The following is a 15,977-nucleotide window of genomic DNA, read 5'->3' on the forward strand; positions in this document are numbered from 1 at the left end:
CAAATATAACCTTATATATAACGGCCTGCTTAAAAAAATCCATACTATTCATTATAAACAAAAGTCGCACAAATATGCTACAAAAAAAACGGGAAACTTTTATAGGGTAGTAAAATTATAATTTGTCTGTTCCTTATTTCGGAAGCATATGGGCCCCTTGCAATACATACCTAATTTGCATTTCTGTATATTCTTCGAGCGTATACAGTTTTTGCAGCGCCCAGCGTCTAAATCCCCACATCTGTCCTTGTATAAAAATATTATGGGCAAGAAGCTGTATTTCTTTTTTATTTAATGTAAATGTTCCATTTTCCGTACACTGTTCTAAAATATTCTCGAACATTCCTACCATTTGAAACTCCTTTTCTAATACATACGGAAGTGATTCTTTCGGTAAAAAGCGTACCTCTTGATACATTATCAATACTTCTTCCTGTAATTCATCCATCACTTTAAAGTAATTCGTTATTGCTATCTTTAAACTTTCTACACTCCCTTTTTCTGTACAAACTACTTCCTCTAATCTTTCTTTTACATGTTCATAAATACTATCACAAACTAAATACAAAACATCATCTTTTGTACGAATGTACTCATAAAGTGTCCCTATACTAAATCCAGCCGCTTTTGCAATTTCTCTCGTTGTTGTACGCGGAAATCCTTTTTGTTTAAACAGTTGCACCGCACCTTTAATCATTTGCTCACGTCTTAACGCAACTAATTTTTCATCTTTCACCGATGCATGTACATTATGTTTAACCATTCCCTTCACCTCTCTCTATTATTTTTTGGAAGGAAAAAGCGTAGGAAAATACCTACGCTTTCGTTCCTACTTCGTTAACATACGAGAAATTACAAGCCTCTGAATCTCTTGTGTTCCTTCATATATTTGTGTAATTTTTGCATCTCGCATATAACGCTCTACTGGATAATCTTTCGTATAACCGTAACCACCAAATACTTGCACCGCTTCAGTCGTCACCCTCATCGCTGTATCTCCTGCAAATACTTTTGACATCGCTGACTCTTTTCCATACGGAAGCCCCTCTGATTCAAGCCAAGCCGCTTGATATGTTAAAAGGCGTGCCGCTTCTACATCTGTTGCCATATCCGCAAGTTTAAAGCCAATCCCTTGCTGCGCCGCAATTGGTTTTCCAAATTGATGGCGCTCCCTTGCATATTCTACAGAAGCATCTAAAGCCCCTTGTGCAATACCAACAGCTTGCGCCGCAATACCGTTACGACCTCCATCTAATGTTTGCATCGCAACTTTAAACCCTTGCCCCTCTTCTCCAAGTAGATTCTCTACAGGAATACGGCAATCTTCAAACATAATTTCAGTCGTTGGTGAAGAGCGAATCCCTAGCTTGCTCTCCTTCTTCCCAACTGAAAATCCCGGTGTATCACTTTCTACAATAAATGCACTCGTACCGCGCTGCTTTGATTCAGGATCAGTTAGCGCAAAAACAACGTAAATATCAGCAATACCGCCATTTGTAATGAAAATTTTTGATCCATTTAAAATATAATGGTCTCCATCTCTCTTTGCGATTGTCTTCATTCCACCAGCATCCGATCCAGATCCTGGCTCCGTTAAGCCGTATGCACCAATTTTCTTTCCTTCAGCCATCGGTCGTAAAAACTTTTGCTTTTGCTCTTCCGTCCCAAATTTAAAAATTGGCCATCCCGCAAGTGAAGTATGCGCGGACAGTGTTACGCCTGTTGAAGCACAAACGCGGGATAATTCTTCAATAGCGATTACGTACGCTAAGTAATCGCTTCCAATTCCACCGTACTCTTCAGGCCACGGAATACCGGTTAAACCAAGCTCTGCCATTTGATCAAATAATTCTCGATCAAATCGCTCTTCCGCATCACGCTCAGCTGCTGTTGGTGCCACTTCATTTTTAGCAAAATCTCGAACCATTTTTCTTATCATTTCATGTTCTTCTGATAGTTTAAAATGCATCTCCGTCTCCCCCTCGCCCTTTTATAAAGCACGGCTAATAACAAGTTTCTGTATTTCACTTGTTCCTTCATATATTTGCGTGATTTTCGCATCACGGAAAAATCGTTCTACTGGATAGTCTTTCGTATAACCGTAACCACCAAACACTTGCACCGCCTCAATCGCGACTTCAACCGCTGTCTTAGAAGCAAATACTTTCGCAATAGATGCTTCTTTACCGCATGGTAATCCCTGTGCCCTAAGAGATGCCGCTCTATATACGAGTAACCTTGCTGCTTCGACACTTGTTGCCATATCTGCAAGCTTGAAGCCAATCCCTTGCTGCGCCGCAATTGGCTTCCCGAATTGCTCTCTTTCTTTTGCATAATCAATTGCACAGCCAAGCGCCGCTTCAGCAATTCCTAACGCCTGCGCACCGATTCCAATTCGCCCAACATCTAAATTCGCCATCGCCACCTTAAATCCTTGTCCTTCTTCCCCAAGTAAATTCTCAGCTGGCACTTTCATATCTTCAAAAGTAAGTTGTACTGTACGAGAACCGAGAAGTCCCATCTTATGTTCATCTTTTCCGATGATTAAACCAGGTGTATCTTTCTCTACTATAAATGCAGAAATACCACTTTTTCCTGCCTCTGGATTTGTAGAAGCGAATACAATGTATGTACTTGCTTCACCACCATTTGTAATAAACACTTTCGATCCATTAATAATATAATGATCACCTTTTTTCACAGCTCTTGATTTCAAACTCCCTGCATCTGATCCTGCATTTGGCTCTGTTAAAGCAAATGCACCTAAATATTCCCCAGTTGCAAGTTTAGAAACATATTTTTTCTTCTGTTCTTCTGTTCCGAAATATAAAATCGGATTCATTCCAACTGACGTATGTACAGCTAAAATTACACCAACTGTTGCACTTACCTTTGAGATTTCCTCAATTGCTAGAATGTAAGATATAAAGTCCATTTCTGCCCCACCGTATTTTGCAGGCGCTGGAATACCCATTAATCCAAGCTCACCCATCTTTTGCAAAATCTCTTTCGGGAACACCCCTTGTTCCATACTAGGAACAAAGGGAGCTATTTCCTTCTGTGCAAAATCCCGAACCATTTTCCTCATCATTTGCTGCTCTTCATTAAAACGAAAGTTCATATATTCCGCCTCCATTTGCTATATATCCTTTAAATAATTTGGTAAGACCACTATGTTGTAACAAAGGGGGCATTTATTCGTAAACGTAGAATCCACGACCTGTTTTACGCCCTAACCATCCTGCATTCACATACTTACGTAATAACGGACATGGGCGATATTTACTATCTCCTAATCCTTCATGCAACACTTCCATAATGTATAAACACGTATCTAAACCGATAAAATCGGCGAGTGTCAAAGGCCCCATCGGATGGTTCATACCAAGCTTCATGACTTCATCAATTGCTTCTTTCGTCGCTACACCTTCATATAACGTATAAATTGCTTCGTTAATCATCGGTAGCAAAATACGATTTGATACAAAACCTGGGAAATCATTCACTTCAACTGGTACTTTCCCAATTTTTTTCGTAATATCTTCAATTGCTTCATATACCGCATCATCGGTAGCCAAACCACGAATAATCTCAACAAGCTTCATAACTGGAACTGGATTCATAAAGTGCATACCGATTACTTTTTCCGGACGCTTCGTTACCGCTGCAATTTCTGTAATTGGCAGAGATGACGTATTCGTTGCTAAAATTGCGTGTTTTGGAGCAATTTCATCTAGATTCGCAAAGATTTTCTTTTTAATATCCATTTTCTCAACAGCTGCTTCAATAATAAGATCCGCTTCTTTCACACAATCTAAATCAAGCGTTACTGTAAGACGATTTAATGTGGCTTCCTTCTCTTCTTCCTTCATACGTCCTTTTTCTACTTGGCGTGCTAAGTTTTTCGTAATGATAGCCAATCCTCTATCTAATTGCTCTTGCTTTAAATCTTGTACCTTCACGTCATATCCTGCCATTGCACATACTTGTGCAATTCCTGATCCCATTTGCCCTGCACCAATTACAACAATGTTTTGTACACCCATTTTTTCTTCCCCCTTAATTGTTAATAAATTTTATACCCTCGAACTTTAATTAGTGAACTTCAATCATCACTGCGTCCCCTTGACCGCCACCGCTACAAATCGAAGCAATTCCAATTCCACCGCCGCGCTGCTTAAGTGCATGGATTAGTGTAACGATAATGCGCGCTCCGCTTGCTCCAATTGGATGTCCCATCGCTACCGCGCCGCCATTTACATTCAATTTTTCCGGATCAATTCCTGCGATTTCTGTACTTGCAATTGCTACCGCTGCAAAGGCTTCATTAATCTCGAATAAATCAATGTCTTCAATTGTCTTTCCTGTTTTTTCAAGCAATGCGTTAATTGCATAACCTGGAGTTCTTGGGAAATCTTTAGATTCTACTGCAATTGCTGTATGCGCCAAAATTGTCGCTAATGGCTTTCTTCCTTCTTGCTTCGCTCTGTCTTCGCTCATTAATACAAGTGCGGCACCACCATCGTTTAGTCCCGGCGCATTACCAGCTGTCACCGTCGCTGTCTTATCAAATACAGGTTTTAACTTTGCTAACTTTTCAATCGTTGTATCTTCACGTGGCGCCTCATCCTTTGCAACGACAATAGGATCGCCTTTTCTTTGCGGAATCGTTACTGGCACGATTTCCTCTTCAAAACGCCCTTCTTTATGCGCTGAAACCGCACGCTGATGGCTACGATATGCCCATTCATCTTGCGCTTCGCGAGAAATTCCATCTTCCTTTGCAACTTCTCCGCCATAAACGCCCATGTGTGTACCTGAAAATGCGCATGTTAAACCGTCAGCAACGTTTAAATCAATAACTTCGTTGTTGCCCATTCTGTATCCCCATCTTGCTCCACGTAAAATGTAAGGACTGTTACTCATCGACTCCATACCGCCAGCTACAATCAGTGATTGATCGCCAGTACGAATAATCTGATCCGCTAACGTAACCGCACGAAGCCCTGATGCACAAACTTTATTCACTGTTTCCGTCTGCACTTCCCAAGGGATTCCAGCAGCCCTCGCAGCTTGGCGCGATGGAATTTGTCCCTGCCCACCTTGAATAACCGTTCCAAATATAACTTCTTCAACATCACTAGCCGCAACATTTGCTCTTTCAAGCGCTGCTTTAATTGCAATTCCTCCAAGTTCCGTCGCTTTTACATCCTTTAAAGATCCTCCAAATTTTCCAACTGGTGTTCTTGCAGCACTTAAAATAACTGTTTTACTCATGTTTCTTTCCCCCATTTCATTTTTTAACACTGAGCGCTCGCTCGGTATCCCTACGTTGAGAAGAGGTGCAATCATTGCACCTCTTTCTAAAGTTGTATACATTCTTACAAACTACATCGCTTCTTTTTTCTGTCCGATAACAGATCGTTCTAAAATCTCTGTCACATCAAGAGTTTGAACTTTCTCTTCTACCTCTTTCGCTTTCGTTCCATCACTAATCATCGTTAAGCAATATGGACAACCTGTACCGATAATGGATGGCTGTACAGCTAATGCTTGTTCTGTACGAGCAACGTTAATACGAGAACCTGTTGTTTCTTCCATCCACATTAAGCCACCACCTGCGCCACAGCACATTCCCGTTTCACGATTACGTGCCATTTCTACAAGATTCACTCCAGGAATCGCTTTCAAAATGTCACGTGGCGCTTCGTACACTTCGTTGTATCTTCCTAAATAACAGGAATCATGGTACGTAACTGTTTCTTCAATAGCGTGAACAGGCTTTAAGCGCCCTTCTTTCACCCACTGAGCTAACAATTCTGTATGATGATAGACTTCTGCTTGCAAGCCAAAGTCCGGATACTCATTTTTAAATGTGTTATAAGCATGAGGATCAATCGTAACGATTTTCTTCACTCCTGCCTTTTCAAATTCTTCGATATTCTTTGTCGCCATCTCTTGGAATACAAATTCATTTCCGAGGCGGCGTGGTGTATCTCCAGAATTCTTTTCTTTATTACCGAGAATTGCGAATGAAATGCCTGCTTCGTTCATTAACTTCGCAAACGATATCGCAATCTTCTGACTACGATTGTCGTATGATCCCATTGAACCAACCCAGAATAAATACTCGAATTCCTCCCCAGCTTTTGATTTTTCTTTTACAGTTGGAACTGTTACTTCGTCATCACCTTGGCGCCATGTTTCACGCTCTTTACGGTTCAGCCCCCACGGATTTCCTTGACGCTCGATATTTGTCATCGCGCGTTGTGCTTCCGCGTCCATTTTCCCTTCAGTCAAAACGAGATATCGACGTAAATCAATAATTTTGTCAACATGCTCATTCATAACTGGGCATTGATCTTCACAGTTACGACACGTTGTACATGCCCAAATCTCTTCTTCTGTAATAACATCTCCGATTAAACTCGGATCGTAAGCAAGCGTTGTAGACGCTGATTCTTGTTGTCCTTTTCCAGCTGCCATCATCGCTAACTGATTTCCTTGTGTATTATTGAAGGCAACTACTGGAACCCACGGTGCTTTTGATGTTACCGCAGCTCCTTTATCAGTTAAATGATCGCGAAGTTTTAAAATTAAGTCCATCGGCGATAACATTTTTCCTGTTCCTGTTGCCGGACACATATTTGTACAACGACCACACTCTACACAAGCGTATAAGTCAATAAGTTGATTTTGTCTAAAGTCTTCAATTTTACCAACACCAAATGTTTCTTGCGTTTCATCTTCAAAATCAATCTTTTCAAGCTTCCCTGGGTTTGAAAGACGACCGAAGAATACATTAGCTGGTCCTGCAATTAAATGCGCATGTTTTGATTGTGGAACATACACTAAAAACGTTAACAAAATTAGTAAATGCACCCACCAAGAAAAATAGAACACTGAAATGGCTACGGTTTCATTTATCCCGCTAAAAACGTAAGCGATTGCAGAAGCGATTGGTTCACTCCATGAAAGCTCCTCGCCATGCCATATAAGTCCCATACCGTTACCAAGTAGTACAGAAATCATTAAGCCCCCGATAAAGATAAGAACAAGACCTGATTTGAAGTTACGTTTTAAACGAACAAGCTTTTCTACATAACGTCTATGAAAAGCCCAAAATACTGCAATTAAAATAACAAGTGTGACAATTTCCTGGAAGAATGTAAATGCAGGGTATAGTGGTCCAAGTGGAAGATGTGATCCTGGTGCGAGTCCTTTCCAAACGAAGTCAATTGCTCCAAATTGGACAAGAATAAATCCGTAAAAGAACATAACGTGAATGATGCCGCTTTTCTTATCTTTCAGCAGCTTTTTCTGACCGAAAACATTGACCTTAAGGAGATCCCAACGCTCTTTAAAACGACGGTCAAATTCAATTTTTTTCCCTAATTGTATGTAGGCCATTCTCGTCCGTATAAGATATACAAACAAATATCCTGCATAAGCAATAACAGCAATGGCAGCCAGCCAATTAATGATCAGTAAGCTATTCATATTTATGCTACCCCTCTCTTTGTAAGCCCTCTTTCTTTTTTGAATCTTCAAAAATATATAATTTTCTGAATTATATCCCCTATCCCCATTATATAATGAGTGAGCATTCAGTCAACAGTTTTTTGTTATAGAACAACACATTTTTTCATAAAGCTGTTTATTTCGGTGAAACTATAAAGTGAAACTTTAATCAGCAGGGGTAGTTCATCCCCCGCTGATTATTAGTTGAACCAATCGGGCTTTTACGGGCAGTTGATTTCCAAACTAACTTCTACTTATTCAACAGTTTTGAGTTGAAAGGCTTACTGCCCGTTAAAGCGGGATAAAGTGAAACTTTAATCAGTGCAACATACTATCCTATAATGAAATTTATAATAACAGCCGTGCTACCCGTATCATTTGTAACACACTGAAGGTGAAAAGAATGCGAAGGAGGGAATTCACTGATGCTCTACTTATCTCTTTTGTTAATATCCGTTGCTCTTTGGATTACAATTGACCTTTCATACGGGCGACTTCTTCATTTAAAACGAGTAAGCCCTCGCACTTTCCCTTTACGTCAAAGTGATTTTCACCTTTATACATACGGGAAAGATTTATATGATGCTTTATTTACTGATATAAAACAAGCACAGCATCACATTCATATTTTATTCTTCATTGTAAAAAACGATAAAATCAGTCGTGAATTTTTAAAATTGCTGATTGATAAGGCTCAGGAAGGAATTGAAGTACGACTTTTACTTGATCGATTTGGCAGCCATTCTTTATCAAACGAAGCTATTCGCTCCCTGCAAAAACATGGTATATCTTTTTCATTTTGTCATAAGGTAAAATTTCCTCTGCCTTTCTTTTCTGCTAATCAAAGAAATCATAGGAAAATTACAGTGATTGATGGGAAAACCGGCTATATCGGGGGATTTAATATCGGCGAAGAGTATCTAGGGCATAATGAATATTTAGGATTATGGCGAGACTATCATTTACGTCTTACAGGAGAAGGGGTTCAAGATTTACAAAAGCAATTTTTGCATGACTGGTTTGATGATACGAAACAGAATTTATTAGATGCTTCTCTTTATTTTCCAAAACAAAACCCAGGTGCCATCCTGCATCAATTTATTCCGACTGATGGGGCTTATTTACAGCATACTTTTTTACATTTAATTAACGGGGCAAAAAAAGAAATCTGTATCGGTACACCATATTTCATTCCTGGAAAAAAAATTATGAATGCCTTATTAAAAGCAAGAGAAAGAGGGGTTCAAATCACAATCCTTGTTCCAGAAAAAGCTGATCACCCTCTTGTTCGAGAAGCCAAATTTCCGTACTGCCGAAAATTAATACAGGCTGGTTGCAATATTTATGCATTTCAACAAGGTTTTTTTCACGCCAAAATTATTATAGTAGACGATGATATTTGCGATATCGGAACAGCAAACTTTGATATGAGAAGTTTATATATTAACCATGAAATAAACTGCCTGTTATATAATAAACATTTCATTCAAACAGTAAAAAATAAATTCCATGAAGATCTAGAAAATGCATCCGTACTTTCCTATAGCGATGTAAACCCGACTTCTCTTATCAATAGAGGAAAGGAATGGATTGGAACAATATTTGCTTTCTTTTTATAGGAAAGACAATGAATGCAAGGGGTGTATTTCATATGATTATGCGGTTTGGATATGTCTCACATGCAATGGCACTCTGGAACTGTTCTCCTGCCAAAACAATGACATTTACAAGCTTTAAGAAACTCAGCAAGCAAGAGCGAGAAGACAAACTATACCATGTTATAAGGCAAAATTTAGAGCACACAATACGTATCCTTCATTACAATATAGCGCATGAAATCCCACTATATCGCCTATCGTCTTCTATCGTCCCACTTGCAACACATCCCGAAGTCGAGTTTGACTATATTGGGGTATTCACACCACTTTGGCATAAAATAGGGACTTTAATTAAAGAACACAATTTACGAATAAGTTTTCATCCAAATCAATTTACGCTATTTACAAGCGACAAGCCACATATTACTACTAACGCTATTACGGATATGGCTTATCATTATAAAATATTGGATGCTATAGGCATTGCAGATTCTTCTTACATTAATATTCATGTAGGTGGAGCCTATGGAAATAAAGAAAAGGCTATTGAGCGCTTCCATGAAAACATAAAAAAACTTCCTACACATATAAAAAAACAAATGACTCTTGAAAATGATGATAAAACCTATACAACCGCTGAAACTTTATCAATTTGCCAAAAAGAAAATATCCCATTTGTATTTGATTATCATCATCATATGGCCAATCTTTGCGAGGAACCACTAGAAGAGTTGCTTCCTGCAATTTTTGAAACTTGGTCACATACAAATATCTCTCCTAAAGTTCACATTTCCTCCCCGAGATCGGAAAAAGAATTTAGGGCTCATGCTGAATATATCGATTTAGAGTTTATCAAGCCTTTCTTACACATTGCAAAAAAACACAATCATAATTTCGATATTATGATTGAAAGTAAACAAAAAGACTTAGCACTATTCCAATTAATAGACGAACTTTCTGCTATAAGAGGAATTAAAAGAATAAGTGGTGCAATGTTACAGTGGTAAATTGTAACTTTGCACCATTTTTTCAAAAAAGTAATTTTTATAGTAAAAAACATCCTATTTTATATGCTATTATTTAAATTAGCATTTTCTCCCCTAGATTCAACTTTATTGAAACGGAGTCATAATATGATTAATCAAAAAAATTATATACAATCTGGAATAATATACATATTTATATTTGCTCTTTGGATATTCCTTATACCAAATGAGTTGAATATAAAAGAAATCGGGATTCTTTTCTTATTCTGTTTCGCTTCACTTTTTTCTTGCTATTGCTTATGTAAAGCGATTAGAAAAATGACGCATGGTGATAAGTTATTTTGGATTTTATTACTATGTACTTGTCTATGCGGATTAGCTATGGAGATAACTTTATTCCTTCATTCACTTTCCATTCATGAGCAAGTTATATTCTCATATAAAGCATTACCTTTTTTTATCATACAATATGTTTTACTCTTTGTTGGATTTGCTATAAAGTTTATAAAAATTTACTCTATTAAGGGTCTTGCTCAATTTTCATTCGATAGCATCTTTATTGTTATTATGAACATTTATTTCAATTTAACTTTTATATTGGACCTTTCAAGCTTCCGTATGTTAACAAAGGAAACTTGGATTTTAATTGGCTATTTCATTGCACAATCATTAGTAATTTACGCCGTTATTAGCCTTTATAGAAGAGAACAATATTCTTCTAGTAGAATTGCATTAATTATCGGTTTCACTATTATACTCGTATACGGTTACATTCATCTGTTTCAATTGAATTTTGGGATGAAAACTTCTCCTGAATTTAATTATTTAATACACACTGCTTCTATTTTATTAATTGGACTTTCTTCCATACTGTATATTTTAGACAAACCAATGCAGCATGAAACGAAAGCAAAATATTACCGATTCGATTATGTACGTTTTATACTACCTTATTTTAGTATAATTATTACTTTTGCCTTTATTATCATTCAACCTTGGGATGATAAATTCATGTTAATCGGTCTCGTATTATCACTTATTTTGTTATTCTTGCGGCAACTTTACATGTGGAAAGATAATCAAGCACTAATTCATACATATGAACAGTTGACTACACAACTAGAGGACGAAGTTGAAGAAGGTGCATTTGCATTATCAAAAAGTGAACAACGCTATAAGTCTTTATTCGAAGATCACCCCGATGCCGTTTTCTCTTTAAATATGAATGGCATTTTTCAACAATCTAATAAGGCGTGCGAAAGCTTATTTACTGCCTATTATTGCGAAGTGGCAAGCTATTCTCTGGTACACTTCATTGATTCAAAAGACCACGAACTACTAAAGAAGGCTTTACAAATTACAAAGGAAGGTAGGCCACAAACGTTAGAAGTGCGTACAAAAGAACAAGAAGGCTATTATTATTATCTCCATATTACACTTATCCCTACTTTTATAAACAAAGAAGTGGTCGGAATGTTTGGGATAGCGCGTGATATTACCACTTTATATGAAAAACAAAAACAAGTAGAACATTTAGCCTTTCACGATGCACTTACTGGATTACCAAATCGTCGAAAGTTCGAAAAAGATTTAAAAGCCATTTTAAATACAGCTCAAACTAACGCAAATGATGTCGCCGTCATGTTCCTTGATTTAGATCGATTTAAAAAAATTAACGATAGACTTGGTCATGACGTCGGAGATTTATTATTAATTGAAGTAGCAAAAAGATTACGCGGTTGCTTGCGTTCAAAAGATATCGTCGCTCGCCAAGGTGGAGATGAGTTTACAATTCTATTACCAGAAATGTACTCAGAAAAAAGTGCAATTTTTATAGCTGAACAGATTTTAACTATTTTAAACAAACCATTCTTCATTCAAGGCGAAGAACTCTCTATTACACCAAGTATCGGAATTGCGATGTACCCTGATTATGGAACTGATGTAAATGAGTTAATGAAAAATGCTGATATGGCTATGTATCGTGCTAAAGGAAATGGAAAAAACAGATTTGTTTTCTTCTCAAAAGAAATGAGTATCGCTCAAAATGAAATTCAATTCTTAGAAGGTGAACTTTCAAAGGCATTACAACAAAATGAATTTTTCCTTGAATACCAGCCACAAGTAAGCACAAAAACAAAACAAATTATCGGTTTTGAAGCATTAATACGTTGGAAGCATCCAAAACTCGGTATCGTATCTCCTGCCCAATTTATCCCTCTAGCAGAGGAAACTGGTTTTATTATTGAACTTGGCAATTGGATTTTACGTACTGCCTGTTTAGAAGCAAAAAGATGGCATAATCAAGGTTTCTCTCACTTAAAAGTTGGTGTAAATTTATCTGTTGTTCAATTTAACCATACAGATTTAATCCCAACTATTTCAAAGTTGTTGAAAGAAACAGAACTGAAACCAGAAGCACTAGATATTGAAATTACGGAAAGCATCGCAATTAATCAAAATCAATCTGTAGTTGCAAAACTAGAACAACTTCAAAACCTCGGTATTCAAATTTCAATCGACGACTTTGGAACTGGTTATAGTTCTTTAGCTTATTTAACAAAATATCCAATCAACACATTAAAAATCGCTCGAGAGTTTATTTGTGGAATTACAACTAGCCCTTTAGAAGAAGCAATTGTCTCTTCCATTATTACACTATCAAAACAACTAAATTTAAAAGTGATTGCAGAAGGTGTAGAAACGGAAGAAGAATGGGAATTTTTACATAAACAAAATTGTGATCACATTCAAGGATTCTTTATTAGCAAACCTGTTTCTAGTAAAGACGTTTGGATGTTACTCCATAAAAAAACAACCGCCTAAGTAAGACGGTTGTTTTTTAATATTCAAAAGGTAAATCTTTAGCTAATTGTACCTCTTGATCGTTATGAGTAATTATATGGCTTTTCTCTAATGCCGTATCGCCTAATGAAATACCCCATGCCATCGCTAACGTTAATAAACTACCAATAAGTAATTTCTTCATATTCCATCACCCACATTTTTTATTTTAATATATCATGAAAATTTATCTCTATTATATGCAATTATGCATACCCATTTTTTAGGATATTTATCTACTGATTTTATTTACGAGAGCTTCTTTATATGCATGCATTTCTAATATATCAAAAAAGAAACTTGCCTTTTTATATGCATCTTCAACCTCTGCCCCATCGTACTCCAACTTCCCTAGGCATTCACCTTTTTGATAATATAGCTGTCCAATTAATGCCATACTATTAATTCGGCATGATATTTCAATCGCTTTATTTACTTGATAAAGTGACTCTTCATATTGATTATCTAAATATAATGCTTTTGCATGATTATATCTTACCTTCACTTCAAATTCTTCATTATCATGCAACACCTCTAATTGTTTTAATATATCTTCAAATAACTCAATACTCTTCTTAAAATAGCTATTTTCAGCATAAATATTTGCAATCGCATTTTCTATATAAAGATTTTGGTATACGTCTATTCCAGCTAACTGTTGATTTAACAATTTTTTTAATTCTAAAATACAATATTCGTAATCAATTTTCTTTAATATGTAAGCTGCTACATGATATTGCCATTGAAGAAATTGCTGGAATTCAGGATGATATTCTTCCTTTTTCAGCTCATTCCATACTTTATTATAAATTTCTTTATATTTCTTTTGCTTACAAAGCATAATGATTTGATCTTTAAACTGTTTTTTTCTTTCAATATCGGAATAAATGAGTACCTCATAAAAATGAATAATAGGAACTTGTAATTTTGCTGCGATACCTTGCAATATATCCATACTTGGGTATACCGCACCCGATTCAATTCTACTCACTTCCGATTGATGACATATATTATCGGATAACTGTTTCTGTGTTAATCCTCTCATCACCCTAATTTTCTTAATTTCACTTCCTAATTTTTCTGCGTGCATACTTACTCACCATCCCATTAGAACAATCTAATTTTTTGAGTTGTCATACCACTACAATAATGTGAATTCGACAATTTTTGATATGAAATAATGCATAATATATATAAAATTCGGCAAATTTTTCATACAATTCATCTCACATACAATAATAGATTAGGAGTGTTATAGATGAATTATAGAAAACTTGCTAGTGCTTTCGTTACATTCGGTCTTCTTTGCCCTTTATCAACAGAAGCTATTCATGCTCAAGAATTAAACAAAAGTGCAGTCAAAGTTGAAATTGCTCAGCCTGGTTTAACAATCGGGAAATTAACACAACCTCAAAATGATACGAAAGAAAATATTGCTAAAAAGTATTTAAAAGGTGAGGTAAATGGGGCAAAAGCTCAACAAGAACAAGTTACTACTGAAAAAAATGTAGATTTCCAACCTACAAATAAAGAAACCAAAGAAAATCAAACCGAAGTTCGCCTTGCACAAACATATAAAAACTATAAAGTATATGGCCAAGATCTCATTGTAAAAGTAGATAAAAATGGAGTAATCACAACTGTTAGTGGTAAAGTTGTTCAAAATTTAAATCAACAACCTAATCTTACTATAACAAATTTTTTGTCGAAAAATGAAGTAAAATCTAAATTACGCGATATAGTTCAAATTCCAAGCGATGCAGTTGAGACAGAATTCTCTAGCGAAACCGTTGTTTATAAGAAAAAAGATGGCTATTATACATTCGCAACTGTTATTACATTTACTTATGAAAACAATGAACAAATTATAAACGGCAATGCTATCGTTGATTTAAAAACTGGAGAAGTACTTTTCCAAGAAAAGTTCATTAAAAACAAAGAGAATAAGACTATAAATCAAGTAACATCACCTAGATTATCCCCTGCAAGTGAGCAAGGAACTGGGAAAAATGCACTTCAAGAAAACATCTCTTTCAATATTGCCAAAGGAACTGATGGAAAATTTTATTTAGCGGATTTATCACGCGGAAATGGTATTTATATTTATAATGCAAACTACGCCGATTCCCTTGGAGGATATAGTCAAGCTGGTTATCCAGGGACACTAATTTCAAGTAGTACTCCTAATTTTGCAGATAAAGAAGCCGCGGGCGCTATGAAGAACATGAGTGATATTTACGATTACTTTAAGAAAGAACATAATCTAAAAAGTTACGACAATAAAGATTCAAAAGTTGTTGCTAGTGTACACGGTTTTGATTCTACTGAAGTTAGTGATGGTGTAAAAGAAGACTATGTAAATGCATTTTGGCATCCCGCTTGGAACCAAATGGTATTTGGTGATGGTTTAGACGGAAAACTAACATCCGCTCTTGATGTAACAGCTCATGAATTTGGACATGCTGTATTCAGTGGCACGACGAAAAATAAAGTCGTGAGATATCCAAGCGCTGAAACATCTGCACTAAACGAGGGATTAGCGGATTTCTGGGGTACACAAATCGAATATTACGTAAAGAAAGATAAAGGAAACTGGATTATGGGCGATACATTAGGTGGCCTAACAATTCGTGATATCCCAAGGGAAATTGGTGACGGCGGTCATAAACTATATACAAATTTACAAGATTTCTATAACGATGGTAATAATCAAGAATCACACGTGAATTCTGGTATTATCAGTCACGTATTATATCAATTAGCTGAAGGTAAAACATATAACGGTGTTGCTGTTCAAAAACAAGGAAATGAAAAAGTAAGTAAAGTTGTTATGCGTGCATTGCAAAATTATGCAACTTCCGCTGAAGACTTTGAATCACTTCAATCTCATATCGTACAAGCTGCAAAAGATTTATATGACACTTCCGTATCAAATGAATTTGCAAAGGCATTTGAAGCACATGGTTACAAACCATTACAAAAAGTAAATCAAGTAATAGAAGTACAATAATTATAAAAAGAAGGTTAC

Annotated in this window: 12 protein-coding genes; 4 read left to right on the forward strand and 8 right to left on the reverse strand. The window is 36.4% G+C overall.

Translation table 11 applies throughout. The features are described 5' to 3' along the window. Positions 1 to 133: 133 nt before the first annotated feature. From MR136_RS09840 to MR136_RS09865, 6 genes are all read right to left on the reverse strand, one after another. A complete protein-coding gene (locus MR136_RS09840; RefSeq protein ID WP_000238605.1) occupies positions 134 to 763 on the reverse strand; it encodes a TetR/AcrR family transcriptional regulator in 630 nt (209 codons plus the stop codon). Positions 764 to 829: 66 nt separating this feature from the next. After that, a complete protein-coding gene (acdA, locus tag MR136_RS09845) occupies positions 830 to 1,969 on the reverse strand; it encodes an acyl-CoA dehydrogenase AcdA (RefSeq protein WP_242259351.1) in 1,140 nt (379 codons plus the stop codon). A gap of 21 nt (positions 1,970 to 1,990) precedes the next feature. Then, on the reverse strand, positions 1,991 to 3,121 hold the full coding sequence (locus tag MR136_RS09850) for an acyl-CoA dehydrogenase (RefSeq protein WP_242259352.1): 1,131 nt from the start codon (positions 3,119 to 3,121) through the stop codon (positions 1,991 to 1,993). A gap of 73 nt (positions 3,122 to 3,194) precedes the next feature. Further along, entirely contained in the window at positions 3,195 to 4,046 is an 852-nt protein-coding gene (locus MR136_RS09855) for a 3-hydroxybutyryl-CoA dehydrogenase (RefSeq protein WP_000538875.1), read from the reverse strand. Between the two features lie 49 nt (positions 4,047 to 4,095). After that, positions 4,096 to 5,379 (reverse strand): acetyl-CoA C-acetyltransferase, encoded by a 1,284-nt coding sequence (locus tag MR136_RS09860; RefSeq protein ID WP_002026635.1) that lies wholly within the window; start codon positions 5,377 to 5,379, stop codon positions 4,096 to 4,098. Positions 5,380 to 5,388: 9 nt separating this feature from the next. Then, entirely contained in the window at positions 5,389 to 7,500 is a 2,112-nt protein-coding gene (locus tag MR136_RS09865) for a (Fe-S)-binding protein (RefSeq protein WP_001086776.1), read from the reverse strand. A 446-nt stretch (positions 7,501 to 7,946) separates the two neighbouring features. Here MR136_RS09865 and cls point away from each other — a divergent pair, with 446 nt between their 5' ends. The 3 genes from cls (at position 7,947) to MR136_RS09880 (ending at position 12,931) form a co-directional block, all read left to right on the forward strand. Beyond that, positions 7,947 to 9,140 (forward strand): cardiolipin synthase, encoded by a 1,194-nt coding sequence (gene cls / locus MR136_RS09870; RefSeq protein ID WP_242259353.1) that lies wholly within the window; start codon positions 7,947 to 7,949, stop codon positions 9,138 to 9,140. Positions 9,141 to 9,172: 32 nt separating this feature from the next. Beyond that, positions 9,173 to 10,126, forward strand: coding sequence for a UV DNA damage repair endonuclease UvsE (uvsE, locus tag MR136_RS09875; RefSeq protein ID WP_153582679.1), 954 nt, complete (start codon positions 9,173 to 9,175; stop codon positions 10,124 to 10,126). Between the two features lie 126 nt (positions 10,127 to 10,252). Then, positions 10,253 to 12,931, forward strand: coding sequence for a DUF4084 domain-containing protein (locus tag MR136_RS09880; protein WP_242259354.1), 2,679 nt, complete (start codon positions 10,253 to 10,255; stop codon positions 12,929 to 12,931). Positions 12,932 to 12,947: 16 nt separating this feature from the next. On the opposite strand, the gene MR136_RS09885 is transcribed toward MR136_RS09880, so the two are convergent. Both MR136_RS09885 and plcR read right to left on the reverse strand, forming a co-directional pair. After that, positions 12,948 to 13,094: a quorum-sensing peptide PapR gene (locus MR136_RS09885; RefSeq protein ID WP_000734731.1), complete on the reverse strand. Its 147-nt coding sequence runs from the start codon at positions 13,092 to 13,094 to the stop codon at positions 12,948 to 12,950. Between the two features lie 87 nt (positions 13,095 to 13,181). Continuing rightward, positions 13,182 to 14,039, reverse strand: a complete 858-nt coding sequence (gene plcR / locus MR136_RS09890) for a transcriptional regulator PlcR (protein ID WP_000542909.1) — start codon at positions 14,037 to 14,039, stop codon at positions 13,182 to 13,184. Positions 14,040 to 14,207: 168 nt separating this feature from the next. On the opposite strand from plcR, the gene MR136_RS09895 reads away from it, so the two are divergent. After that, positions 14,208 to 15,959 (forward strand): M4 family metallopeptidase, encoded by a 1,752-nt coding sequence (locus MR136_RS09895; protein ID WP_242259355.1) that lies wholly within the window; start codon positions 14,208 to 14,210, stop codon positions 15,957 to 15,959. The last annotated feature ends 18 nt before the right edge of the window (positions 15,960 to 15,977 follow it).

Origin of the sequence: Bacillus cereus group sp. BfR-BA-01311, from assembly GCF_022664295.1 — a bacterium.
GTDB lineage: Bacteria > Bacillota > Bacilli > Bacillales > Bacillaceae_G > Bacillus_A > Bacillus_A cereus.